Origin of the sequence: Phenylobacterium sp., from assembly GCF_030681155.1 — a bacterium.
Classification (GTDB): domain Bacteria; phylum Pseudomonadota; class Alphaproteobacteria; order Caulobacterales; family Caulobacteraceae; genus Phenylobacterium.
Genome location: NZ_JAUXXE010000021.1, coordinates 16,197 through 39,779, shown reverse-complemented (window position 1 = coordinate 39,779; position 23,583 = coordinate 16,197). Strand labels below are relative to the sequence as shown.

The window sequence follows — 23,583 nt, the reverse complement described above, 5'->3', positions numbered from 1 at the left end:
GCTTTTCGGGGTTTCGCCCGATCCACCTTCAGGCAACGCCGTCGTACAGCGGCGGGGTAAGAGCCGCCGCCTGAAGGAAGGAACTGCGTATGCGTCGCCGTTTTCCCCTCTTCGTTGCAGCCGCGCTATTGGCCGCCTGGCCTGCCGCCGCTCAACCTATCCTCACCCACCTCGCAGACGGCAACGACTGGAAACGCTCCTCTGTCGAACAGCAACGCGCCTATCTCGTCGGCGTCTCCAATGTGATCTCCGTTGGCGCGGCTTGGGACGCCAAGAACGCGCCAGGCGCCGAGCAAACCTTCTCGCGGACGGCGCAACGCGCCCTCAAGCACTCCAACACGGAGGAAGCTATCCGCCTGGTTGATAGCTGGTACCGCGCTAACCCCACCCAATTGAGCAAACCTGTCCTCTCCGTGGTCTGGCGAGAGATCGCCAAACCCCAATTCCCTCCGGCCAAGTAGGACCACCGACATGAAGAAGCTCGGTTTCACCTTCGCCGCAATCGCGCTGAGCACCTTGCTCGTCGCCTGCGCCACCGCCACCGGCGTCGCCGTCGGCGCGGGAATCGGAAGCCTGTCAGGCAACGCTGGAAAGGGCGCAGCCATCGGCGGCGCGGTGGGGGCCGTCGTCGACATCGTCGACTAGGAGAGCCCCGCGCGGGCGGGACGCCAGGGTTCAGACAAGCAAGGTCGAAAGGGCAAACAATGGGGGAACGAGGCGGCCTGCTCGATCCATTGTTTCACAACATGCCCTTATGGCTGCTCGGGCTGACCTGGTTCGGAGTCTGCCTGCTCGCGCGAGAGGCGGGCGTGCAGCTTTATCGCTGGCGAAAAGCGCGCAACCCGGCGATCGGAGAAAACAGCATCGCCGCTCAGGCGCATATCGTCGCCGCGATCTTCGGCTTGCTGGCGTTCGTCATCGGCCTGACCTTCTCCATCGCCCTTGAGCGTTTCGACACTCGCCGCGGATTAGTGATCGAGGAGGCGAACGCTATCAGCACCGCCTACCTGCGATCGAGCCTCCTCGACGACCCGGATCGCTCGCTTATGCAGAAGACACTCCGCGACTATGCACAAACACGCATCGCCCCAGAAGGGATCTGGGATGAGCAAACGGAAGCTCAGATGAAGCTTTCTCTGGCCCTGCGAACGCAGCTCTGGGACCAGACTCGCACCGCGGTTTTCCCCGTCCGGGAAACGGAGATGGCCTCCTACTTCCTTGAGACGATCAATGATGTGCTCAATATTGGCACGCGCAGGCAGGTGGCCGCCCGCGCGCACATTCCGACCCGCATCATGGACGTCCTGTTCATCTACATCGCGGTCGCGGCCGCGGTATTGGGCTACATGCTGGGCGATCAGCCCGGCGGGAATCGAGAGGCGACGGCGGTGCTGCTCTTTCTGTTCAGCATGATGATCATCACGATCGTCGACCTGGACCGTCCGCAGGCCGGAGCTCTGCAGGTGCCGCAGGTAGCGATGGAGGAGCTCGTGGCCACGCTACAGCGAGACGCACCGCCAGTGCCGGTGGCGCCGTCGCCCTAGCGGCCGCAAACTCATCGTCATCAGGCCGGCGTCGCTAGACTGGCGCCCGCCGGACTCGCCGCCGCCAGAAGACGTATGGCGCGGTCAGGGCGGCGTTGGTCAGCAGGAAGATCAGTACGGCGGCTGCGAGCTGCTTTTCCTCGGGGTAGTTGATATGCGCGATCGCCAGGGCGATGCCTGGATGGCGCGAGGCGGTGGCGATCGCCAGCACAGTGCGGTCGTCAGGCTCCGGACCGCCCAGCAGATGCCCCACGATCAAACCGCAGACGACGAAGATCGACATGGCGAGCAATGTGCCGTCGCCTATCAGCTCGAACATGGCCCTCCATTGGGTGACCAAGATCATCGCCATCGCCGTCAGCAGCAGCAGCCCGCCGATTTTCGAGATGAGGGGACGCAGTCTCGACGCCATGCCCGGCGCCAGGCGCGCAACCAATGCCCCGGCCAGCAACGGAGCAAGTATGGACGTGGCGACGAGGCCGGCGACAAGGCCAGGGGGAGCGCCAACTCGCATACCGAACGTCAGCTGGATCAGTTCCAACTCAAGCGGAATGGTGATGATGGCGACGAGCCCAATGGCCGCCAGCAGACGAACGGCGTAAGCGGCGTCCCCACCCGCCTTGGTCTGTTTGCCCGGCAAAATCGGTGGCACCGGGGCCAAGGCCAGCGCGATCAGCATCACGCCCACCGGAGGTGGCAGATCGAACGCCAGCACCAGCAGCACCGCCAAGAGCGGCATCACGACGACCATCGCCAAGAGTGATCGGGCAAGTCGCCCCGGAGTGCGTAGGACGCCGCTGAAATCGCCCGGCTGGACGCTCATGCCGATGGAGAAGACGATCGCGAATATGCTGATCTTGATCGCCAGGGCGAAGATTTCCGCCAGAGACATGAAAGTGTCCTCTCCGCGTCAGGCCCGCCCTTCTGGCGCGCCTGCGCACATCGGCACGCGCCTTGTCATCGCGCCATCAGGTGGAGACCTCATGTCGCGGCTTTTTCAGTCCATTCAGTTGGTTATGCGTTGCGAGACGCTCGGAGAATCCGTCTCCATAGTCTAGGTCTCAGCTCTCCGGAATGTACCCCATTGCCGAGAATCTCAGCAGCGAACCCAATGACCCGCGCGCCCATGAGCGCGTGAAGGGCGCGCCCCATTGGACATTCTCGTCGCGACAAGCGCCGCATTGCTGGCGGCGACCCCGGCCCCGTCGGCGGACTCTGCGCCGCTGGAGATCGCCGCACCTCCCGTGGAGACCGACGCCTTTCGGGCTCTCGATATCCTGTCGGTGCTGGATCTCGACTTCAAGCTCGGCGCGTGGACCTTTCACGGCTATCTCCAGTACGACGGAGCGGCCTATGATCAGGCTCCCGAGGGTCCGCCCGAAGCGGACTTCCGGCGCGGCGGCGTTCACCGAGGCGACCCGCTGCGAGCGCAGAACCTGAGCGACGGGTCCTATCTGCGACGGGCGCGGCTAGGCTGGGAAGGTACGCAGGGCGAGCATATCGCCTATCGCGCCATGTTCGAGCTTGGGGGCGAGGACGACCCGATCGAGTCCCGCATTGCCGAGGTCTGGGCCAGCTATAACCGAGCGCCCTACACGATCCAGACCGGAGCCTACGCCGCGCCGACCAATATGGAGGGCGCGACCAGTTCCGACAGCACGCTGTTTCTCGAGCGAGCGACCGCCGCAGACTTGGCCCGCTCGGTTGGCGGCGGCGATGGCCGCATCGGCGTGACCGTCAAGCGCACGAATGCGACCTCCATGGCCGCGCTCAGTCTGACCGGCCCGCTGTTGAAGGACGCCGAAGACTACCTGCCGCGCGCCGCCATCGTCGGCCGCTACACCCGCGCGATGGCCTGGCGGAAGGACTACCTGCTGCACTTTGGGGTCAACGGAACCTATGTCCTGGTGCCCGGTCACAAGACCCCAGAAGGACAGCCCAAGTCTTTCCCGATCCGCTTCCTGAACACTCCCGAGATCGACGTCGATGATACGCCGCTGATCGACACCGGCGACATCGACGCTAGGCACACAACCGTCCTCGGCGCCGAGTTCGCGGCCCAGCACAAGAACCTGTATCTGCAGGCCGAAGGCTTCTGGTTTGGCGTACAGCGGCACGGGGCGGTGTCTGGGGACCCGAACTTCACCGGCTTCTATGTTCAGGGCAGCTGGATCCTCACGGGCGAGCGGCGCCGCTTCGACCGTTCGCGTCGGGCCTTTGCGTTCCCCAAGCCCGATGCGCCCCTGGGCAAGGGAGGACTAGGCGCCTGGGAGCTCGGCTTCCGGTATAGCGTCATGGACCTGAACTATCGCGCCGGCGTTCCAGGCGAGGTGGCCGACCCCGGCGGCGTTCGCGGCGGCCGGCAGGAAATCCTGGGCGCGGCCTTGCTGTGGTACCCCCGCCCACGGGTAAGGCTGATGCTGAACTATCTGCATGTGCGCGTCGATCGCTTGAACCCCGCCGGTCTGGCCGATCCGGATCCGTTCGGCCCGCCCCCTTCGACCCCGCCCATCGGTGTCCAGATAGGCCAGACCCTCGACATCATGGCCGTGCGGGTTCGCTACTCATTCTAGAGGCCCGCGCCGTGGTCGTTGAGGCCTACAGCGGCGGCGATCCTACGCTGGGGGCGGGACCGGCTGCCGCACCCGACGGCGGCGGAGCCGCGGGCGGCGGTGAGGCCGCGGGCGGCGGTGGGGCGGCCGGATCGGGCACCGTCACATAGACCACGGTGTCGCCCTCGTAGCGCGGCTCATAGTACATGCCGCCGCACGAGTAATAGGAGTTGTAGTAGGCCGAGCAACCGTACGGCAGGGCGTAGTACATCGATCCGTAGATGGCGGCCGATGTCACGGCCGCCGCCGCGCCGAAGGCGATGCCGGCGCCGATCGGATGGTCGTCCCAACCGCCCCAGCCCCAGTCGTTGTCGCCATCGATATTGATGTCGTTGCCGACATTGATGTCGCCGCTATTGATGTTGTTGCGGCCGCCCTCACCGCGCGCAGGCAGCTGCCCGGCGTCGGCGCGGCGTGTTCCGTCCCCGCGATTGCCCTGGTCTAACCCGCCCCCAGCCCCAAGCCGACCCCCGCCGCCCGCATCAGGCCTGGCGCCGGCGCCTTGGCCCGCTGCGGGGCGACTTGCCGCCCCTTGGCCAAGATTGGCGCCCTGCCCCGCAGCGGGCCGAGTGGCGGCGGTCCCCTGTCCAAGATCGCCACGTTGCGCCGCCGAGAAATCTCCCGCCGGGCGGCTCGCAGCGCTGGGGCTAGAACCCTGACGCGAGCCCTGGCCGCTGAAGCTCGTGCCGCGGTTGCTCGAGCGGGTTCCCATACTGCTACGGCTGGCGCCGCCCATGGATCCGCGGCTCATCGAGGATCCGCGGCTCATACTCGACATGCCGCCGCCGCGAACCCCGCCACCGCCGCGCCCACGGGCGTAACTGTCAAACGCCGCCGTGGTGACGAGAAAGACGATCGTGGTGGCGAGTATGCCGTGATAATGGCGCGCCCGGGTCATATCGCGTCCTCCTTAGCGAGCCGCCATGAACTTGATCGGCTTGGCGTCGCTTCCTGGGGAAAAGGCAAAGTCCTGTTGCGTCAGCGGCGGGTTCTCCACCCAGCTCAGCCGCGCGATATAGGTCGGCGCGCTCTCGTCGGTGCGGTCGATGATGACCAGCTTCTTGGGCAAAGGCTTATCGCCCTTCGCGATCCAGATCTGCCAGTCCATGCCCTCTTCACGGAACGCGTAGTGATCAGTCGCCACCCCGTCGATGGTGGCGGGTCCGACAACGAAGCCCGAAATCAGTTTGGCCTCGCGGTTTTCGCCATTGTTCCAGTGGAACAAATCCTCGAGCGGCAGCGATATGCCGAACTTGTCGTAGATCTTGTCGAGGGTCGCGATGTTGGTGGGGGGCGCATCGACGGTCGCATAGTACTTCAGCTCCGGCGCATAGACCGTGAAGTGCTTGCCGTCATAGACGAAGGTCCTGTTCTTGATGTCGCTCTTCATGTTGATGACGAAGCCGTTCGGTCGCCGCACCTTGTAGGTGGTGACGCCGTCGAGCTGCAGGCGTTGACCATCGACGGTCACGACCTCCAGTGAGGTGTTGGCGGTGAGCCCGAAGGTCTTCAGGGTGTCGAGATAGGCGCCCATGCGCCTGAGCGCCTTCAGGGCGTCCTCTTCCACCTCGGTCGCGTGGGGCGGCAACGCGGCCTGGGCCGCCGGCGAAGGTTTCTGCTGCGCGAAAGCTGCGTCGGCCTGGAAGACCAGAAGCCCGACGGAACTCACAACGGCGGCAAGCGCCTGCGTGTTCTTCACGTTCTGAACTCCGTGCGTTACGGCGGTTTCGTCAAATACTTAAAAGTATTGGGAGGAAAGATAGGCGTTTCCCGATGGTTGACTATTGGTGGAAACCCTTAGGTTTACGCCGATACCGGCCCAAGAACCTCGGCAACGAGCACACCGGGTTGCGCGACCGCCGCTACCGCTAGAAGACCAGTGAGAAATCGGTGAGGAAGGTGAAGCCATCACCCCCCACCGGCACCGGATAGGCGCTGTACCCGACGGGAGAGCGATTGACGTACAAGCCCATCGCGTTGATGCGGAACTCCTTGCGAACAAACGGGAACCAGTTGACGCCGACGGCGACGTCATAGGGGTCGCCGTACTCGCCGAAGATCTTGGACCCCGACACATAGAGCTGCAGTTGCTTGGGGATCAGCATGGCCGAAGCCTGCAGTTGGAAGCCGCTGTCGAAAAGGCTGCCGACAGGAACCTCTCCAATAACGCTGAAATCGTTTAGCCAGCGAGCGTAGTATTCGAACTCAAGCGAGTAGCCGCGATATTTGACCCCTGCGTTGAGGTCGAGCATCTGGTAGCGCGCTTCCGTGATCCGCCCTGGCGTGTTGAACGCATCGTTCCTGAACAGCAGGGTGCCGTCAGATAGCCGGAGCTGAGTATTCTCGATGCTCTCGGTGCCGGGCTGGGACTGCGGGGTCTCGGTGCTGCTGGTGTAGTGGATGCCAAACAGCGTCGCGACCTCCTGATGCTCCTCGAAATCACCAAAGCCGGCCAGCGGGCCGAACTCGCCTGTCGTCGGCATCCAGGCGAGCGCGCCTGAGACCGTATTGAGCTTGGCGTCGAGTTGGCCGGCGTTGACGCCCAGCGCGCTGAGGTTGTTGGCGAGCATCACGCGGTACTCAAGGCCCTGGGCGATCTTGCCCTCGGCCCAGATGCCTTGCGTGTACGACCCGCGGAAGAACTCGTCGGCGATGGGTCGGTTGTCGTTGCGCAGCCAGTACGGGAAGGTCCGATTGGTTGAACGCGTCGAGGGCACCGATTGCACCCCGGCGTAGACCTTAAGGGCGCTGTGGAACTGATAAGAGAGATTGCCCGCCCCGACCACCTGGGCGCTCTGGCCCTGGTTTGAGTTCGAGGTCCAGAAGTAGGCGTTGTAGCCAAACCGCGGGTCGAACAGCCAGCCCTTCATGGTGATCTGCACCTTGGAGAGCTGAATATCCTGTCGAGGTTGGACGGGGATGGTCCGTCCAAAGTGGTCGGTGTAGCTGTCCTCCAGATTGGTCTGGTTCAAGTAGCGGGCGTAGCTGACCAGGGCGAAGGACGCTTCGCCCAGATCGCTCCTGACCAGCACAAACCCCTTGCCGGGCTCATACCTCCCCCAGGTCAGATCGCTCTCGGCCTGCTGGGTTGAGGCTGGTTGAACATCTCCAGCGGGCGCGGCCGCGATCGAAGTCGGAGCCGGGGAAGGAGCCGCGACAGAAGCCGCTGGTGGCGCGGCGACGCCATGCAACTCGACCTCCAGGGCTCTGATGCGGGCGTCCATGTCGCCCATCTGCTGCGCCATGTCCTGGCGGGACGCCTTGATCTCGTTGAGTTGCTGCTCGACGCGCTGGCGCTGCGCGGCGTCGATTGCAGACCCGGTCTGGGCCTGCGCCATCCCTGACCAGAGCGCGCCGACCGCGGCGGCGCAAAGCCAAAGTCCTAGCCGGCCCGACGCACTCGCGCCGGGACGCTCTCCGGCCACATGCTCTGAATGACCACTCATCCCCGGAACCACTCCCGCCGCCCTTGGTGAAGGTTGCGAGATAGTGGCTTGCCAAAAATACCGGTGTCGATTGGGTTTGATCGAGATTGAGTAGTCTCTTAGATCAATGTCGGTAATTCACCTGAGACGAAGGCGCGAATTCGACCCGACAACCCGACGTGTCACAGGGAATGCCGGATGGACTTGGAATCACCGTCAGTGAAAATTCGGCTTCACCTCAGTAAATCCCCCTATAGGTAGCTTGACCAATCAGGCTCAGCCTCCGCGATGTTTGGTGTCCTCGAGGACACCTCATCAGGAGAGATGTGCATGCGTCTTCGTACCTGGCCGCCACACCCGATTTCGCGCCGCACGACAGCCGCCCTAGCCAGCGCAGTGTCTGTCGCGGCGCTCTTGTCCGGTGGACAGGCTCTGGCGCAAGCGGCCCCGCCTCTTTCCGCTGCAGAAGCCGCGCAACTACAATCAGAACTGAAAGCCATGCGCGCCGACGCCGAGCGAGCGCGCGCCGAGGCCGTTGAGCGCGAACGAAAAGTCGCCGACCTGCAGAACCGGCTCAACGCCGCGACTGGCGCCCCCCCTGTGGCCGCCCCGCCTTCTTCCCTGGCGGGAGCGTCATCCTCGGGCGGCGAAAGCAGCGGATCGTTCGAGATCTACGGGTTCGCCCAGGTCGACTACATCCAGGACTTCAAGCGGGTCGATCCGGCCTGGGACGCCACGCTGCGTCCCTCCAAGATCCCGACCGTTGACGGCATCTTCGGCGACGACGGCCAGGGTATCATCAGTGTCCGACAATCTCGGTTTGGCGTCCGCGCCACGCAGCCGGTCGGCGGCCGTGACCTCTTCGTTCGCTTCGAGTTCGACCTGTTTGGCGTCGGCGGCGACGCCGGCCAGACGACGTTCCGCCTGCGCCACGCCTATGGCGAGTGGGGTCCGATCCTCGCAGGCCAGACCAACAGCCTGTTCATGGATGGCGACACCTTCCCCAACACGATCGACTATTGGGGTCCGAACGGGATGGTGTTCCTGCGCAATCCGCAGATCCGCTACACCTACAAGACCGGCGCGAACCAGTTCGCAATCGCCATCGAGCAGCCCAGCAACGACATCGATCCGGGCAATATCCGGCTGCTCGACTCCGACATCGCCGGAAGCCTGCAAGGCGACGAAGAATTGCCCGATCTGACCGCGCAGTGGCGCTACACCGGCGACTGGGGACACGTCCAGGCCGCCGGCATTCTTCGCCGCGTCGGATTTGAGACCGCTGGAACGCCCAACAACGAACCGTCGGACAGCAAGGTCGGCTGGGGCATCAACCTGACCTCGAATATCAAGGTGTTTGAAAAGGACGTAATCCACCTGGGCGCCGTCTACGGCGAGGGCATCGCCAGCTACATGAACGATGGCGGCACCGATCTGGCGCCCCAAGCCGACGAAGTGGTCACACCGCCGGTCCCCGGCGTTCCGCCCTTCGGCCTACGCGGCGACGTGGTGCCGCTTCTAGGCCTGATGGCCTATTACGATCACTACTGGAACGACCAGTTCAGCTCCTCGATCGGCTACAGCCGCGTCCAGGTCGACAACACCAACTTCCAAGAACCGACCGCCTTCAAGACCGCCCAGTACGCCTCGGTCAACCTCCTCTACACGCCGTCCGACAAGATCCTGATGGGCGGCGAGTTCTTGTGGGGTAACCGCGAAGACAAGGACGGCGCTGAGGGCGAAGATTACCGCGTGCAGTTCTCGTTCAAATACAACTTCTCAAGCAACGACTTCCGCTAAGCGGCGATCGAAAGGTGACACCTATGCCTGAAATTCGGAGTTCCCGCCGAGACTTGGCCAAGGGTTTGGCCTTCCTCGGCCTGGCGGCTTCCGCGCCAGCGGCGATGGCGCAAGGCGCCGCGGCATCGGGCGCGGTCGACGCCGCCGTCCGCGCGGCGCACGCCAAATACAGAGGCCTCAACGAAGGCAAGAACGCCGACTACATTCCGGCGCTCGCCAAGGTCCCCTCAACCTACTTCGGCATCGCCCTCACCACGCCTCAGGGGCAAACCGCATCCGTCGGCGATATCGAGCCGAAATTCTCGATCCAGTCGATCTCCAAGGTCTTCACCATGGCTTTGGTGATGCAGCAGTCCGGCGACAAACTGATCGAGGACTCGGTCGGCGTCGACGCCACCGGCCAAGTGTTCAACTCCATCAACGCCGTCGAACAGTACCGTGGCAAGGAGATGAACCCCTTCGTCAATCCAGGCGCCATCGCGACGGTTGGCAACGTCACCGGCGCGAGCGCGGACGAGGTCTGGAGCAAGATCCTGGGCATCCACAGCGACTTCGCAGGACGCCAGCTCGACATCGACCAGGAGGTCTACAAGTCGGAGTCCGACACCAATCAGCGCAACCGCGCGATCAGCATGCTGATGTCGGCCTATGAACGCTTCAAAGGCGACCCGGCCCAGGCCGTCGACCTCTACACCCGAGCATGCTCGATCGCCGTGAGCGCCAAGGATCTTGGCGTCATGGCCGCGACCCTGGCCAACGGCGGCAAGAATCCGATCACCCGCAAGCAGGTGATCGAAAACCGTCACGTCGCGGGGATCCTGGCGGTGATGGCGACGGCGGGCATGTACGACGACAGCGGCAAGTGGCTGTTCCATACCGGCCTGCCGGCCAAGAGCGGGGTGGGCGGTGGTCTCATCGCGGTCTCGCCGGGCAAGTTCGGGATCGGCACCTTCTCACCGCCCCTGGACGCCGCCGGCAACAGCGTACGCGGTCAACGCGCGATTACCGACATCTCCAACGCGTTGGACGGAAATCCATATTCCGTCCGCCCGGTCTAGGCGGATCCATGATGCGGCGAGGGAAAACGATCGTGGCCCACCTAGCCCCAACCCTCGCCGCCGCTCTCAGCCTGATGGCCGGGTCGGCCGCACAGGCCCAATCATGCGCCTCGAAGGGCGACTTCAACGACTCCCACCTGCACATGACGAACTATGTGCAGGAGGGCGCCACGCCGGCCAAGTTGCTGGAGATCATGGGCGACCGGGTGCCGCGTGCGACACTGTTCGGCATCCCGCTGCAGCAGGAGTGGTCCCACACCCTGACCGGCGATTTCGCTCCGACCTACTATCTGGAGAGCGACGCCCCGCTCTACTACTACTCGTTCACCGACGCGGTGATCGCCGAGGCCTTCCTGGCGCTGCCGCCCGCCAAGCGGGCGCGTTTCGATCCGATGATCACCGGCTTCAATCCCGCCGACATGTATGCCGCCGATCATGTGCGGCGGGTGCTCACCACCTATCCGGGCGTATTTGAAGGCATCGGCGAGTTCACGATCCACAAGGAATTCGTATCCTCGAAGACTGCCGGCGGACCGGCCAGCCTGATGGATCCAGCGCTCGACCGGCTACTGGAATTCGCAGGCGAGGTCGGCCTGGTCGTGATCCTGCACAACGACATCGTCATGCCCTTCACCAAGAAGGACAAGGAGCGCGGCTATTTCGAACAGGCCAAGGCGGTCTTTGCGCGTCACCCCAATACGACGATCATCTGGGCGCATACCGGGCTGGGACGTATCGTCCAGCCGCCCAGTCAGCACCTTCAGTTCCTGGAGGAAATCCTCTCCGATCCGAAGCTCAAGCACGTGTACTTCGACATCTCATGGGACGAGGTCGCCAAGTACATCGTGCGCAACGACCAGACGGTCGCCGCGACCGCCGATCTTCTCAATCGGCACCCCACGCGCTTTCTGCTCGGGACGGACTGGGTAGGCCCCACCGATCCGGCGAAGTACTACTCGTTATACGACAGCTACAAGCCGCTCTGGGCGAAGCTGACCCCGGAGGCCAGCGCCAATGTCAGACTCTGCAACCATGAGCGCTTGTTCGATCAGGCCCGCACCAGGGTCCGGGCCTGGGAAAAGACCAATGTCGCCGCTGCTAAGTAGCCTGACGCCGCCTCTGATCCATGAGTCCCAAACCTAGGTAATCAACCTGATAGCTCGACTAGGTCTCGGCTGCGACCTTGGTCGCAGGCTCGAAAGGTGCTGCGCCATGAAGCTCCCGATCTTACTGTTCATTGGCGGCTGCGCCGCGCTACAGGCCTCCGCCGCGTGGGCCCAATCGCCCCGCTTCCTCAGCTGCGATATCCCATCGCCAATGGGAATTGAGGGATCGGCGCCCGCCGCTCCAAGCGGACCGCGAATCTTCCGCATCGCACCGGGAAGCTTCAGCGAGTGGGACAAGAGCGAACACCAATTCGGGCCGAGCCTCTGCGAGGCCTTCGCCTGCAGCGCAGACGCCCAGCGGCTGGAAGCAACTATCACTTCGGCCAGCATCATCTACAAGATCGGCGTCGATCACACGACCGGCGTAGGCTATTGGCGCGCGAAAGGCGCGTCCAACCTGCCGCGCAATGAAGGAACCTGCAGCGTGATCGCCGATCCCAGTCACGCACGGTCCAAGTGAGCCGTCGAGCCGGGCGGTTCTTGTCCGAGCTTAGACCTCGCTCGCATTAGAGCGACGGTAAGAAGACCCGCCTAGGTTGCTCCGAGACTTGGAGCGCCCGATGACAGACCGAATTGATTTGCTGCAAGCATTGGCCGCCAAATGCAGCCTTACCTCCGACGACACATTGGCGGCGCGGCGGCTGATCTATGCCGACGGAGTCATAGGTCAGCAGGAGGCCGAGCTCCTGTTTCGCATCAACGATGCGGCCAATTCGTCATCGGAGACGTGGCGAGAGTTCTTTGTCGAAGCGGTGACGGACTTCGTTGTCCACCAACAACACCCCGCAGGCTACATCGACCAGGCGAACGCCGCTTGGCTGTTGCAGCAGGTGGCTCGAGACGGGCGCTTGAAGGGCTCGACTGAACTGGAACTGCTCGTTCGTGTTCAGGAAGCGGCCGAGCAGGCGCCGCCCATCCTGACGGCGGTCGTGCTCCACTATGTGGAATCGGCGGTGACGGATCGAGCAGGCGCCGGCCCCACGATTACCGAGGAGGAAGTCACGCTGCTGCGCCGCGTCCTCTTCGCCTTCAGCGGCGAGGGCGGCGCGGCCAGCGTATCTCGACAAGAGGCCGAGCTCGTCTTCCGACTGAACGATCGCGCGCGTGGCCGCCCAAATGCGCAAGGCTGGCGGTTGTTGTTCACCCAAGCCATCGGCCATGCCGTGCTGGTGGCGAAGGGCTATCAGGCGCCCAGCCGCGATGAAGCGATCCGCCGCGAAGCTTGGCTTCGTGAAGGACCGGCCGGCCTCAGTGAAATCGTGCGGCGAACATTTGCGGGTTTCTCAGGCGCGGGCGCCGCGGAGGAGGATGCCTATAGGGCCGCAGAGGAAACCAAGAGAGCCGCCCAGGCAGAGGCCGCCGTGCTGACGTCGGACGAAGCATCGTGGCTGCTCGATCAAATTGGTCGCGACGGCGAATTCGACGATAATGAGCGCGCCATGTTGAATTTCATTTGCGAGCAGACCGGAGGACTTCCTGCCGGCCTGACGCAGTTCGCGCCGCGCCTCTGATGCCGCCGCGCCTTAAGTCGTCCGCCCGTTAGCCCGGCGTGCGCAACCCAATCATCATCACCGCCGCGGTTGCTTTTGGGGCGCTCGCGACACTGCAAAGCCCTGCGAAGCAGATCCATGCAGATCGAACGGACATCCCCACCGCGGGATTTAGCGCCAGGTCTCCGGGTCGCGGCCGCGCCCTATACAACGCCGGCTGGATGCCCGTTCCGACAATGGTCTGCAGGCGAATATTTGCCGGCGACGTGCATAGTCGGCCACCGCATTGATCCTATCGCTGGCGAACGGATCGGCCTCGAACGACCCCGGCTCGTGGGCAAGACCGAGGGAAGACGGCCGTGGCGGAGTTTCCGGCAACGTGAGTGGGTGCGTGTTGGTGGCGACGCCCTGTTGCTGACGCGTCCCAAAGACGCGGCGGGCAAGATTCTCCACATCGCCCGTGGTCGATTTCTGGGAACCGGTCCTGAACTGAAACCGGACGGCCGAGACTATCTAAAGCCTCCAATGGACCACATCCTGCGCGGCGCCATAGACCTACTATTCGTTCCGATCTCGGTGTTTGGCGTCATCGGTGCGATCCTCCTCTACCACCGCATACGTCCGCCAGGCAGACGTTACAGCCGCGATGCGGACGAAGGCAGAGCATCAGTCTGAGTTCCCCGAACATTGGTCCTTACAGGTGGCGCCCACACGCCTGAATCCGTGGAAATCCCAAACTCGATCATCGCCGGTGCGAAGTTCAGATTGTCGTGCTTGTCCCTTGTCAGCTTGATCAGCACGAACCGCTGTAGCTCCGTGAGCCGGGCCCACTCCGCTCGGCTCGGAGGCGCCAAGCCAACTAGATGCGCTTGCTGAACGACCGCCGGCGGGACGCGATCGGCGTCAGTCCATGCCCCGCAGGGCGCCTCGGTCAAGGCGCGGGCGGGCTCTGCGGCGCGCAAGGCGATCAGCGCGACCAGGGCAGCACGATAGGCCTCGATTTCCGCCGGGCCCTCGCAGGCCGCCATCAACAGGTCCTGACGGTCGCCTCGTGTGAACCTGCTCCACTGGCGCAGGGTCAGCTTGATCCCGCAGGCGTCCAACTTGAAGCGAACCGCCATCGGCACGCAGCGCAGGCTGGCGACGAAGTCGCTTTCGAACTCGAACAATTGGGCGTCGTTCATGACATGGCGCTCCTCTGAGGCTCCCGGCGGTGGCTCGGACTGGCGGCCGCTCGGGCGGTGACGTCGCCGATCAGCAGCAGGACAGGCCCGCTGGGCGCCGCCGCATCGAGCTGGCCTGGCAGTTCCTCCAACGTGCTCCAGATGGCGCGAGCATTGGCGTGGCCGGCGTTCTCTACAGCCGCCGCAGGCGTCGAGGGCGCGCGGCCGTCGCGGATCAGCCGGCGCGCGATGTCGTGAACCTGATCGCGCCCCATATAGACCGCGAGCGTGGTGTCGGCTTCGGCGGCCCGCTGTCCGATGTCGAATGCGCCGCCGCCGGCCGCCGTCGCGGTGCAGATCAGCAGACGCCGGCTTTCGCCGCGATGGGTCAACGGGAAGCCGAATTGGGCGGCCGCGGCGCTGGCCGCCGTGACGCCCGGCACGATCTCGGTCGCCACGCCGTACGCGTGGAGGAATGCCTGCTCTTCTCCGACCCGGCCGAAGATCGATGGATCGCCGCCCTTGAGCCGCACCACCTCCAGCCCCCGTTGGGCCAAGCGGAGCATCAGGCGGTTGATCGTCTCCTGCTTCATGCTCGTCCGGCCGGCGCGTTTTCCGGTCTGGATCTTGAGGCAGGCGGCCGGGGCCAGGGCCAGCACCTCCTCGGAGATCAGCGCGTCGTAGAGCAGCGCCTGGGCTGAACCGATGGCGCGTGCGGCGCGCAGGGTCAGAAGGTCGGCGGCGCCAGGCCCGGCGCCGACTAGTTTCACGGTTCCGAGGCGAGCTTCAGGCGGCATCGAGGGTCTCCGTTCGCGGGGTGGCAGACAGGATGCGGGCGATCTCGGGGCGGCAGGAGCCGCAGCTTGAGCCAGCGCCGGTGGCGTCGCTGACCGCATCGACATCATGGGCGCCGGCCGCGATCGCCCGGGCGATGGCCGCGCCCCGGACATTCCGGCAGGCGCAGACGACGGGCGAGGTGTCCGCCGCCCGGCCCGGGGCGCGACCGATCAGCAGGGCGGCGCGGTCCTGGGTCGTCAGGCTGGGCGCGATGAATAGTTCCGCCAACCACGCGCGGGGCGGCAGCGCGCCGGAGGTAGTGGTGAACAGCACCCGGTCCAGTCGTTCGCCATCCATGAACGCCTCGCGCAGGGAGCCGGCGGCCGGATCTTCATAGCGAAGGGCCCCGCCCGTCGCGCCGTGCAGCAGAAGCTTGGCTAGAGCCTGGCGCTCCTGCGCGTCGCCACGGCCTGCGAACTCGTGGAGGTGGCAACCGTCCTGCGGTATCCGCCGCCAGACGAGGTCCAGATGGGCCGGCGGGGCGAACGCGTCGCGTGAGATGTGAAAGCCACGCCAGGTCTCGCGATAGGGGCGCACGCGAGCCGGCGTGTGTTTGAACTCCGGCTGGCCCGAGCGCGGATCCACCTGCGGAGCAACCAGGGGATTGGCGCGACCGGACGGTGCGTAGCCCTCAGTCCAGTGCATCGGCATGAAAATAGAACCAGGGCGCTGGCGGTCGGTGACGCGGGCGAGGGCCACCGCCTCGCCTTGAGCGGTCCGAACCCGGGTCAGAGCGCCGTCGGCGACGCCAAGCGCCTGCGCGTCGGCCGGATGGATCTCCACGAACGGCTCGGGGGCGTGACGCCAGAGGCCTGGCGCCAGGCCGGTGCGGGTCATGGTGTGCCACTGGTCGCGGATCCGTCCGGTGTTGAGCGCCAGGGGAAAGGCCGGATTTGTGGCCTGGGCGGGACCTGCCGCCGGCGTGGGCAGCATTTGCGCCCGGCCGTCAGGGGTCTGGAACTGCCCGTCGATGAACAGCCGCTGTGTACCGACCTGCCCCGTCACCGGCCATTGAACCGGCTGCAGGTCATCGTAAGCGTCGGGGGTGAGCCCGACGAGGCCCGAGAGGTTCAACAGCCGGCCGTCGTTCTCGTAGGCGGTCATCCGCGCCCACTCGCGAAACACCTGGATGGGAGCGCGCCATGAGAAAGCGTCGGCGTAGCCCATGGCGCGGCCGACATCGGCGATGATCCTCCAGTCGGCGCGGGCTTCTCCCGGCGGCGCCATCAGCGCCCGTTGCCGCGAAATCCGGCGCTCGGAATTGGTGACCGTGCCGTCCTTTTCGCCCCAGGCCAGGGCCGGCAGCTTCACATGGGCGAAGGCCGTGGTGTCGGTCCGGGCCATGCAATCGGAGACCACCACGAACGGACAGGCGGCCAGCGCCGCGCGGACCGCGCTGGCGTTTGGCATGCTGACGGCGGGGTTGGTGGCCATGACCCACAGGGCCTTGATCTTGCCGTCGGCAACGGCCTCGAACATGTCGACAGCCTTGAGGCCCGGGCGCTCGGCGACCCGCGGCGCGCCCCAGAAACGGGCGACCCGCGCGCGCGCCGCCTCGTCGAAATCCATGTGGGCGGCCAGGGTGGTCGCCATGCCGCCAGTCTCGCGTCCGCCCATGGCGTTGGGCTGGCCAGTGATCGAGAACGGGCAGGCGCCGGGCTTACCGATCCGGCCGGTGGCCAGATGGGCGTTGAGGATCGCCAAACCTTTGGTGACGCCCTGGGCCGACTGGTTCGACCCCATCGAGAACAGGCTGACGGTCCGAGGCGTTTGCGCGAAAATCTGGAAGAAGCGTTCGAGATCGGCGAGCGCCAGGCCGCAATCGGCGGCGACGGCTGAGGGCGATTGATCGTCGGCCGCCAGCGCCGCCTCGACCTGCGCGAAGCCCGATACGTGGGCGGCGATGTAGTCACGGTCGATCGCCCCGCGGCCGATCAGATCTGCCAGCAGGCCGTTCCAAAGCCGCACGTCGGTCTGGGGCGCCAAAGGCAGATGCAGGTCAGCGACCTCTGCAGTGTCGGTGCGGCGCGGATCGATCACCACATGGCGTTGCCCCCGGGCGCGCGCCGCCTCCATCCGCCGGAACAGCACCGGATGTGTCCAGGCGGCGTTATGGCCGGCGAAGACCACGAGGTCGGCGAGGTCGAGGTCCTCGTAGCAGCCCGGCACCAGGTCGGCGCCAAAGGCCAGCTTGTGGGCCACTACCGCCGACGCCATGCAGAGCCGGGAGTTGGTGTCGATGTTTCCCGACCCGATGAACCCCTTCATCAGCTTGTTGGCGACGTAGTAGTCCTCCGTCAGCAACTGGCCGGAAACGTAGAACGCGACAGAGTCCGGCCCATGCTTGGCGATGGTCTCGGAGAACCGGCGAGCAACCAGCGCCGTGGCTTCGTCCCAGGTCGCGCGGCGGTCGCGGATCGTCGGGAACAACAGCCGGCCGTCCAGGCCGACGGTCTCGGACAAGACGCCGCCCTTGGAACAGAGCCGGCCCTGGTTGGCCGGATGGGCGTCATCTCCCGTCAGCGTCAGGGCTCGCCCCTCGGCGCGGCCGGACACCCCGCAACCGACCCCGCAGTACGGGCAGGTGCTCTTCCGGGTTTCAGCGCCGCCGGTCATGGATCAGATCCGGCCGAGGAACAGGCGGCCCTCGCGGACCTCCAACGGTACGACCGGCGTGCAGCCCTTGCCGCGATCGGCGCCCATCGGTTCGCCGGTGGCCAGATCGATGGACCAGGCGTGCAGCGGGCAGGTCACAGCGTGACCGTGGACGATGCCTTGGCTGAGCGGGCCGCCCTTGTGCGGGCAGGCGTCCTTCAAGGCGAACACCTTGCCGTCGCCGGTGCGGAAGATCGCCACGTCGCCGGTTGGCGTCGGCACGCGCCGCGCGCCGCGCGAGGGGATGTCGGTGATCGCACCGACGTCGATCCAGTCGATCGGGTCCTTCACGAGAACGTTCATGCGGTGGCGAACTCCATGCGACGGCTGAGCGGATTGAATTCTTCGGTGTGGCGTCCGGCGACACGTTCGGCCCATGGGTCGACGCGCGAGAACCGCTGCGAATAGGCGAAGCGGTCATGGAGCGCGCGACGTGCGGCCGGGTCCTCGACTTGGGCGCGGATGCTGTCGAGGCCGACCCGGGCCATCCACTTGTAGATCCGCTCCAGGTACCAACCCTGTTCGCGATAGGCCTGGGTGACGGCGCAGATGGTCCAGATCGCCTCTTCCTCGGTGGCGACCTTGGTCAGCAGTTCGGTGCCCTGGATGTGCAGGCCAGCCGCGCCGCCGACATGGATCTCATAGCCGCTGTCGACGCAGATCACGCCGATGTCCTTGCATGTCGCCTCGGCGCAGTTGCGCGGGCAGCCCGACACGCCGAGCTTGACCTTGGCCGGTGTCCACGAGCCCCACATGAACTTCTCGAGCCGTACGCCAAGGCCGGTCGAGTCCTGGGTCCCGAACCGGCACCAGTCGGTGCCGACGCAAGTCTTCACCGTGCGCAGGCCCTTGGCGTACGCATGTCCCGAAACCATGCCCGCCGCGTTGAGATCGGCCCAGACCGCTGGCAGGTCGTCCTTCTGAACGCCGAGCAGGTCGATCCGCTGTCCGCCGGTGACCTTCACGCTGGGGATCTTGAACTTGTCGACCACGTCGGCGATGGCGCGCAGTTCGTCGGAACTGGTCATCCCGCCCCACATGCGCGGCACGACGGAATAGGTGCCGTCCTTCTGGATGTTGGCGTGAACCCGCTCGTTGATGAACCGGGACTGCTTGTCGTCCTGGTAGTCGCCGGGCCAGGCGCAGATGAGGTAGTAGTTCAGGGCCGGCCGACAACTCGCGCAGCCGTCGGGGGTGGTCCATTCGAGCGCCTGCATGACAGCGGGCATCGACTTCAGCCCTTCGGCCACGATACGCCGCCGGGCTTCGGTATGGCCGTGATGGGTGCAGCCGCAGACCGGCTTGGGTCCCGTCTGGGCCTGGAAACCATCCCCGAGCGTGAGGATCAGCAGCTTTTCGACCAGAGGGGTGCAGGAGCCGCACGAGGCGGAAGCTTTGGTGACCGCCCTGACGGACTCCAGCGTTTTGAGGCCTTGCTCGACGATGGCGCCGGTGATCGCGCCCTTGCACACGCCGTTGCAGCCACAGACCTCGGCGCTATCGGCCAATGCCGCAACGGCCGCGCTAGGGTCCAGACCTCGAAGGCCCTCCGTCACCGATTGGCCGAAGATCAGCGTTTCGCGGATCTCCGCCACCGGCGTGTTCCGGCGCATCAGATCGAAGTACCAGGCGCCATCGGCGGCATCGCCGAACAGCACGGCGCCGGCGACCTTGCCATCCTCGATCACGACGCGCTTGTAGACGCCGCGCCCGGCGTCACGGAACACGATGTCCTCGCAGCCATCGCCCCCGGCGAACTTCCCGGCCGAAAAGACGTCGACGCCCGAGACCTTCAGGCGCGTGGAAAGCACCGACCCCGCATAGTCGCCGGCGGTGTCGGTGAGCCCGGCCGCCAGGGCTTTGCACATCTCCCAGATCGGGGCGACGAGGCCGTAGCATTGGCCGCGATGTTCGACGCATTCGCCCACCGCCGAGATCCTGGGATCGGAGGTGCGCATCTGGTCATCAACGATCAGGCCGCGCCCGATCTCCAGCCCCGCCGCTTTGGCGAGGTTCGTGTTGGGGCGAATACCCACCGCCATGACCAGCAGATCGCACGGCAGGGTGCGGCCGTCCTTGAGCTTCAGGCCGGTGACTTGGCCATTCACGCCGACGATTTCTTCGGACACCGCCCCCAGTTCCGTCGCCACGCCTTTCGTCGCCAGCGCGTCGGCGAGCAGGAAGCCGGCCGAGGCGTCGAGTTGGCGCTCCATCAACACATCGACCAGGTGCACCACCGTGGCGGCCATCCCGCGACGCACCAGGCCGTAGGCCGCCTCGATGCCGAGTAGCCCGCCACCGATCACCACCGCGCGAGCGCCCGTCTGGGCCGAGGCGGCGACCATCGCCTCGACGTCGTCCAGGTCCCGGAAGGTGACGACGCCCTTCAGGTCGCCGCCCGGCAGCGGCAGGCGGATAGGATCGGAGCCCGTCGCCAGGATCAGCCGGTCATAGCCGACCTCCAGCCCTCCCTCGGCCCGCACCACGCGCGCCTCGCGGTCGATCACCTGCACCGCGCGGCCCGCATGCAGGGTTATGGCGTTGTCGCGGTACCAGGCCTCGTCGTTGATCACGATGTCGGCGAAGGTCTTCTCGCCGGCCAGCACCGGCGAAAGCATGATGCGGTCGTAGTTCACCCGCGGCTCGGCGCCGAAGATGGTGATCTCGTAGCGATCGGGATCGCGCTTCAAGACATCTTGCACCGCGCGGCAACCGGCCATGCCGTTGCCGACGACGATCAGTCGTTCCTTGGCCATCAGGGTCTCTCCGATCAAACGCGCGAGGGGGAGCCGGCGGCCGGCGCCGTCGCGGTCCAGGTCCTGCGCCACCGCGCCTTGACCCCCGTCAGGCAAACCAACGCCACCAGGGCGAGAGCGGCGAAGGCCAGCAGGCCGGCCTGATAGGAACCGGTCGCTTGTTTGGCCCAGCCGAGGCTGGCGGCGAGGTAGAAGCCGCCGACCCCGCCGGTCATTCCGACCAGGCCGGTGACGACGCCGATCTCCTTGCCGAAACGCTGGGGCGCGAGTTGGAACACCGCGCCGTTGCCGGCGCCCAGCGCCATCATGCTGAAGAGCAGGACGGAGAAGGCGAACCACACATTCGGGGCATGGAAGCTGGCGAGGGCGAGGCCGAGGGCCGCCAGGACGTAGACCACGCTGAGGGTTCGCACACCGCCGAACCGGTCGGCCAGCGCTCCGCCCACTGGCCGCAGGAACGAGCCGCCGAAGACGCAGGCCGCCGTGAAGAAGCCCGCCGTCACCGGGGTCAGCCCGTATTCGGCGTTGAAGTAGATGGTGAGCGACGAGGACAGGCCCACGAAGCCGCCGAAGGTCACGCTGTAGAGCAGCATCAGCCACCAGGCGTCCGGGGTCTTGAGGACGTCCAGGTATTCCGACAGCGCCTTGGGCGGAGGCGGGTTCGGCGCGTCCTTGGCGAAGATCAGGAAGGTCACGAACGCGACGGCGAGCGGCAGGCACGCCAGGCCGATCACATTGTTCCAGCCGTAGGCCTGAGCCAGGCCCGGCGCGAACAGGGCCGCCAGGGCCGTGCCTGAGTTGCCGGCCCCGGCGATCCCCAGGGCCAGACCCTGGAACTCCGGCGGATACCAGCGCGAGGCGAGCGGCAGGGCGATGGCGAACGAGGCGCCGGCTACACCCAGGACCAGGCCAAGGGCGAGGACCTTGTGATAGCTGTCGATGCCGATCAGCCAGTCGGCGTCCAGGCCGGCCAGCACGGTCAGCTGGGCGATGATGGCGGTCTTCCGGGGACCGATGTGGTCGACCAGGACGCCCGCGACCAGCCGCAGCAGCGCGCCCGCCAGCACCGGCACGGCGACCATGAAGCCCTTCTGGGCGGGATCGAGATTGAAGTCCTTGGCGATCGCGACGCCCAGCGGCCCGAGGATCACCCAGACCATGAAGCTAAGGTCGAAATAGAGGAACGCGGACAGAAGGGTGGGCGTATGCCCGGCCTTCAGGAATGAGCGATTCAGCATCGGATGAGCCCCGTACGGATTGGACGGAAGCGGCGGCGTCGCCGAGGGTTTTGGGAGGGCTCTTCATCGAGCCGTTCCAAGAAGCCGCGAACGCCGTTGTCCTGGGCCTGAGACCAGCAGGTCACTCGCCGGGCCGGTCGTCATCATCCGCCGACGGAACGCCGACATGGTTTCATGTTGCAGCGCAAAAACTAGGCGCCCGATTTTGGGCGCTGACTGCTTTTCAAGCTAAGCCGGCGGCCCGATCGTGCATTTCGGGGGCATAGACCGCCAAAGCTGCTGCAAGGTCCGCGTCTGCAGGAACCTGTCCCCAGCGCTGCATCTGGGCGATCAGCCACCCAGCCTGGACAGGTTCGGGGCGCGCCACACTGTCCCGGTGAAACACCACGTGGCGCAGGCCCGCAGCGATGAGGTCGGCAGGGACGCCGATATGGGCCGGCTCGGCGAGCAGCGCCGCCAGGGTCTTTCGGTTCTCCGGCGCGTCCGCCCACTCAAGGCCCCGAAGCAACGCCCGCAAAAGCGCCTGAAGCACTTCTGGGTTTTCTCCCGCCCAGGCGCGGGTGGTGGCGAAGACCTTGTCCGGCGCTCTTGGCGCTATGGCCGCGGCTCGGGCGGCGACAACCCCAACCCCCGCATCGACCGCCACGGCGCTCCAGGGCTCGCCCACGCAGAAACCCTCGATCACGCCACCGGCCAACAGTTCGGCCATCCGCGGTGGCGGCGCCACCACGATGCGGACGTCCCGGTCAGGGTCCAGGCTCGCCTGCGCCATCCATAGCCGCAGGAGGTAGTTGTGGGTGGAGAACGGAAACACCACGCTGAAAGTCAGCGGGCTGGACTCCATCTCGCGCCGCTGAGCGACCAACTCAGCAAGGCCGATTGCGCTTGGACCGGCGCCGAGGCCCAGCCGCGTCGAAAGGGTGATGGCCGCACCGTCAGTGGCCAAGGCCAAGGGCGCGATCATCGGGGTCGCCTCGCTGCCGATCCCCAGGCTTTGGGCCAGCACCATGGGCGCCAGCATGTGGGCGCCGTCGAGCGCGCCCACCGCCACCTTGTCGCGGATCGTGGCCCACGACGCCTCACGCGACAGTTCTACATTCAGCCCCTCGTCGGCGAAGAAGCCGAGCGCCTTGGCGGCGATCAAGCCCGCGGCGTCGTCCAGCGGCATGAAGCCCAGCTTCACCAGCCCAGTCACGACGCATCTCCCTTCAGCACGCCGGCGAAAGCCAGCAGGTCGGCCGCGACCGCCCCGAGAGGACGGCCAGTGTCCATCGAGAGCTTGCGCAGCAGCTTGTAGGCATCTTCCTCCTCCAGGCCGCGCTCCTTCATCAGCAGCGCCTTGGCGCGCTCGATGGTCTTGCGCGACGCGAGATCGGCCTTGGCCTTGTCGAGATCCTTGCGTAGCTGGTTCATGAGCTGAAAGCGGCTCATGGCGACTTCCAGCACCCCGCGCACGCGACCTGGCGCCAGGCCATCGACGACATAGGCCGCCACCCCCGCGCGCACCGCGGCCTCAGCCAATCCCGGTTCAGAGCGATCCACAAACATCACCACCGGTCGCGGATTGGCTAGGCTGGCGTCCCGCAGGCTGTCGATCGTGTCCCGGTCAGGGCTCTCGGTCGCGACCACGACAACGTCGGGCGCGAATGCAGCGGCTTCGGCCTCGTCATAAGAGGGCCGATGGCGCACCTCCAGCGGATCGACCCCCGCCAGGCCTTCGGCCACGAGCGCAGCTCGGGCGGAGTCAGGATCGATGACCAAGACGCGCATACGGCCGGACTAGTGGGCGCCCACGCGCCAAGGCAGAATGCTTCAACGCGTTTGCGGCACAGCAACGCT

21 protein-coding genes are annotated in these 23,583 nt (G+C 65.8%); 9 read left to right on the top strand and 12 right to left on the bottom strand.

Annotation, left to right across the window (positions count from 1 at the left end):
- Positions 1 to 89 precede the first annotated feature (89 nt).
- From Q8M13_RS04495 to Q8M13_RS04485, 3 genes are read left to right on the top strand one after another with little or no spacing between them, the layout of a single operon-like run.
- Entirely contained in the window at positions 90 to 461 is a 372-nt protein-coding gene (locus Q8M13_RS04495; protein WP_305298475.1) for a hypothetical protein, read from the top strand.
- 10 nt (positions 462 to 471) lie between these two features.
- Positions 472 to 645: a hypothetical protein gene (locus tag Q8M13_RS04490; protein WP_305298474.1), complete on the top strand. Its 174-nt coding sequence runs from the start codon at positions 472 to 474 to the stop codon at positions 643 to 645.
- Between the two features lie 59 nt (positions 646 to 704).
- Entirely contained in the window at positions 705 to 1,544 is an 840-nt protein-coding gene (locus Q8M13_RS04485) for a hypothetical protein (protein WP_305298473.1), read from the top strand.
- Positions 1,545 to 1,578: 34 nt separating this feature from the next.
- Here the strand turns inward: Q8M13_RS04485 and Q8M13_RS04480 are convergent, their stop codons facing one another.
- The gene (locus Q8M13_RS04480) at positions 1,579 to 2,436 is read right to left on the bottom strand and encodes a bile acid:sodium symporter family protein (protein WP_305298472.1); all 858 of its coding nucleotides are present in this window, start codon (positions 2,434 to 2,436) and stop codon (positions 1,579 to 1,581) included.
- Positions 2,437 to 2,695: 259 nt separating this feature from the next.
- On the opposite strand from Q8M13_RS04480, the gene Q8M13_RS04475 reads away from it, so the two are divergent.
- Positions 2,696 to 4,117 (top strand): OprO/OprP family phosphate-selective porin, encoded by a 1,422-nt coding sequence (locus tag Q8M13_RS04475; RefSeq protein ID WP_305298471.1) that lies wholly within the window; start codon positions 2,696 to 2,698, stop codon positions 4,115 to 4,117.
- 25 nt (positions 4,118 to 4,142) lie between these two features.
- Here Q8M13_RS04475 and Q8M13_RS04470 read toward each other — a convergent pair whose 3' ends face one another.
- The 3 genes from Q8M13_RS04470 to Q8M13_RS04460 form a co-directional block, all read right to left on the bottom strand.
- Complete coding sequence (locus tag Q8M13_RS04470) at positions 4,143 to 5,054, bottom strand: hypothetical protein (RefSeq protein WP_305298469.1); 912 nt, start codon at positions 5,052 to 5,054, stop codon at positions 4,143 to 4,145.
- Positions 5,055 to 5,066: 12 nt separating this feature from the next.
- A complete protein-coding gene (locus tag Q8M13_RS04465; RefSeq protein WP_305298468.1) occupies positions 5,067 to 5,855 on the bottom strand; it encodes a DUF2092 domain-containing protein in 789 nt (262 codons plus the stop codon).
- A 169-nt stretch (positions 5,856 to 6,024) separates the two neighbouring features.
- Positions 6,025 to 7,602 carry a hypothetical protein gene (locus Q8M13_RS04460; RefSeq protein WP_305298467.1) on the bottom strand — a complete coding sequence of 526 codons (1,578 nt, stop codon included), beginning with the start codon at positions 7,600 to 7,602 and terminating at the stop codon, positions 6,025 to 6,027.
- A gap of 309 nt (positions 7,603 to 7,911) precedes the next feature.
- Here Q8M13_RS04460 and Q8M13_RS04455 point away from each other — a divergent pair, with 309 nt between their 5' ends.
- The 5 genes from Q8M13_RS04455 (at position 7,912) to Q8M13_RS04435 (ending at position 13,116) form a co-directional block, all read left to right on the top strand.
- On the top strand, positions 7,912 to 9,381 hold the full coding sequence (locus Q8M13_RS04455) for a DcaP family trimeric outer membrane transporter (RefSeq protein ID WP_305298466.1): 1,470 nt from the start codon (positions 7,912 to 7,914) through the stop codon (positions 9,379 to 9,381).
- A gap of 23 nt (positions 9,382 to 9,404) precedes the next feature.
- A complete protein-coding gene (glsA, locus tag Q8M13_RS04450) occupies positions 9,405 to 10,439 on the top strand; it encodes a glutaminase A (RefSeq protein ID WP_305298465.1) in 1,035 nt (344 codons plus the stop codon).
- A gap of 32 nt (positions 10,440 to 10,471) precedes the next feature.
- Positions 10,472 to 11,545, top strand: coding sequence for an amidohydrolase family protein (locus Q8M13_RS04445; RefSeq protein WP_305298464.1), 1,074 nt, complete (start codon positions 10,472 to 10,474; stop codon positions 11,543 to 11,545).
- A 106-nt stretch (positions 11,546 to 11,651) separates the two neighbouring features.
- Positions 11,652 to 12,065, top strand: a complete 414-nt coding sequence (locus tag Q8M13_RS04440) for a hypothetical protein (RefSeq protein WP_305298463.1) — start codon at positions 11,652 to 11,654, stop codon at positions 12,063 to 12,065.
- A gap of 100 nt (positions 12,066 to 12,165) precedes the next feature.
- Positions 12,166 to 13,116 (top strand): hypothetical protein, encoded by a 951-nt coding sequence (locus Q8M13_RS04435; RefSeq protein WP_305298462.1) that lies wholly within the window; start codon positions 12,166 to 12,168, stop codon positions 13,114 to 13,116.
- A 614-nt stretch (positions 13,117 to 13,730) separates the two neighbouring features.
- On the opposite strand, the gene Q8M13_RS04430 is transcribed toward Q8M13_RS04435, so the two are convergent.
- From Q8M13_RS04430 to Q8M13_RS04395, 8 genes are all read right to left on the bottom strand, one after another.
- Entirely contained in the window at positions 13,731 to 14,279 is a 549-nt protein-coding gene (locus Q8M13_RS04430) for a nitrate reductase associated protein (protein ID WP_305298461.1), read from the bottom strand.
- Entirely contained in the window at positions 14,276 to 15,055 is a 780-nt protein-coding gene (gene cobA, locus Q8M13_RS04425) for a uroporphyrinogen-III C-methyltransferase (RefSeq protein WP_305298460.1), read from the bottom strand. The genes Q8M13_RS04430 and cobA overlap by 4 nt, the downstream gene beginning before the upstream one ends.
- Positions 15,045 to 17,711 (bottom strand): nitrate reductase, encoded by a 2,667-nt coding sequence (locus Q8M13_RS04420; RefSeq protein WP_305298459.1) that lies wholly within the window; start codon positions 17,709 to 17,711, stop codon positions 15,045 to 15,047. Before Q8M13_RS04420 ends, cobA begins: the two co-directional genes overlap by 11 nt.
- Before the next feature lie 3 nt (positions 17,712 to 17,714).
- A complete protein-coding gene (gene nirD / locus Q8M13_RS04415) occupies positions 17,715 to 18,053 on the bottom strand; it encodes a nitrite reductase small subunit NirD (RefSeq protein ID WP_305298457.1) in 339 nt (112 codons plus the stop codon).
- On the bottom strand, positions 18,050 to 20,506 hold the full coding sequence (gene nirB, locus Q8M13_RS04410; RefSeq protein ID WP_305298456.1) for a nitrite reductase large subunit NirB: 2,457 nt from the start codon (positions 20,504 to 20,506) through the stop codon (positions 18,050 to 18,052). Before nirB ends, nirD begins: the two co-directional genes overlap by 4 nt.
- A gap of 14 nt (positions 20,507 to 20,520) precedes the next feature.
- Positions 20,521 to 21,744, bottom strand: coding sequence for a NarK/NasA family nitrate transporter (locus Q8M13_RS04405; RefSeq protein WP_305298455.1), 1,224 nt, complete (start codon positions 21,742 to 21,744; stop codon positions 20,521 to 20,523).
- A 223-nt stretch (positions 21,745 to 21,967) separates the two neighbouring features.
- Entirely contained in the window at positions 21,968 to 22,939 is a 972-nt protein-coding gene (locus Q8M13_RS04400; RefSeq protein ID WP_305298454.1) for a CmpA/NrtA family ABC transporter substrate-binding protein, read from the bottom strand.
- On the bottom strand, positions 22,936 to 23,514 hold the full coding sequence (locus tag Q8M13_RS04395) for an ANTAR domain-containing response regulator (RefSeq protein WP_305298453.1): 579 nt from the start codon (positions 23,512 to 23,514) through the stop codon (positions 22,936 to 22,938). The genes Q8M13_RS04400 and Q8M13_RS04395 overlap by 4 nt, the downstream gene beginning before the upstream one ends.
- Between the last annotated feature and the right edge of the window lie 69 nt (positions 23,515 to 23,583).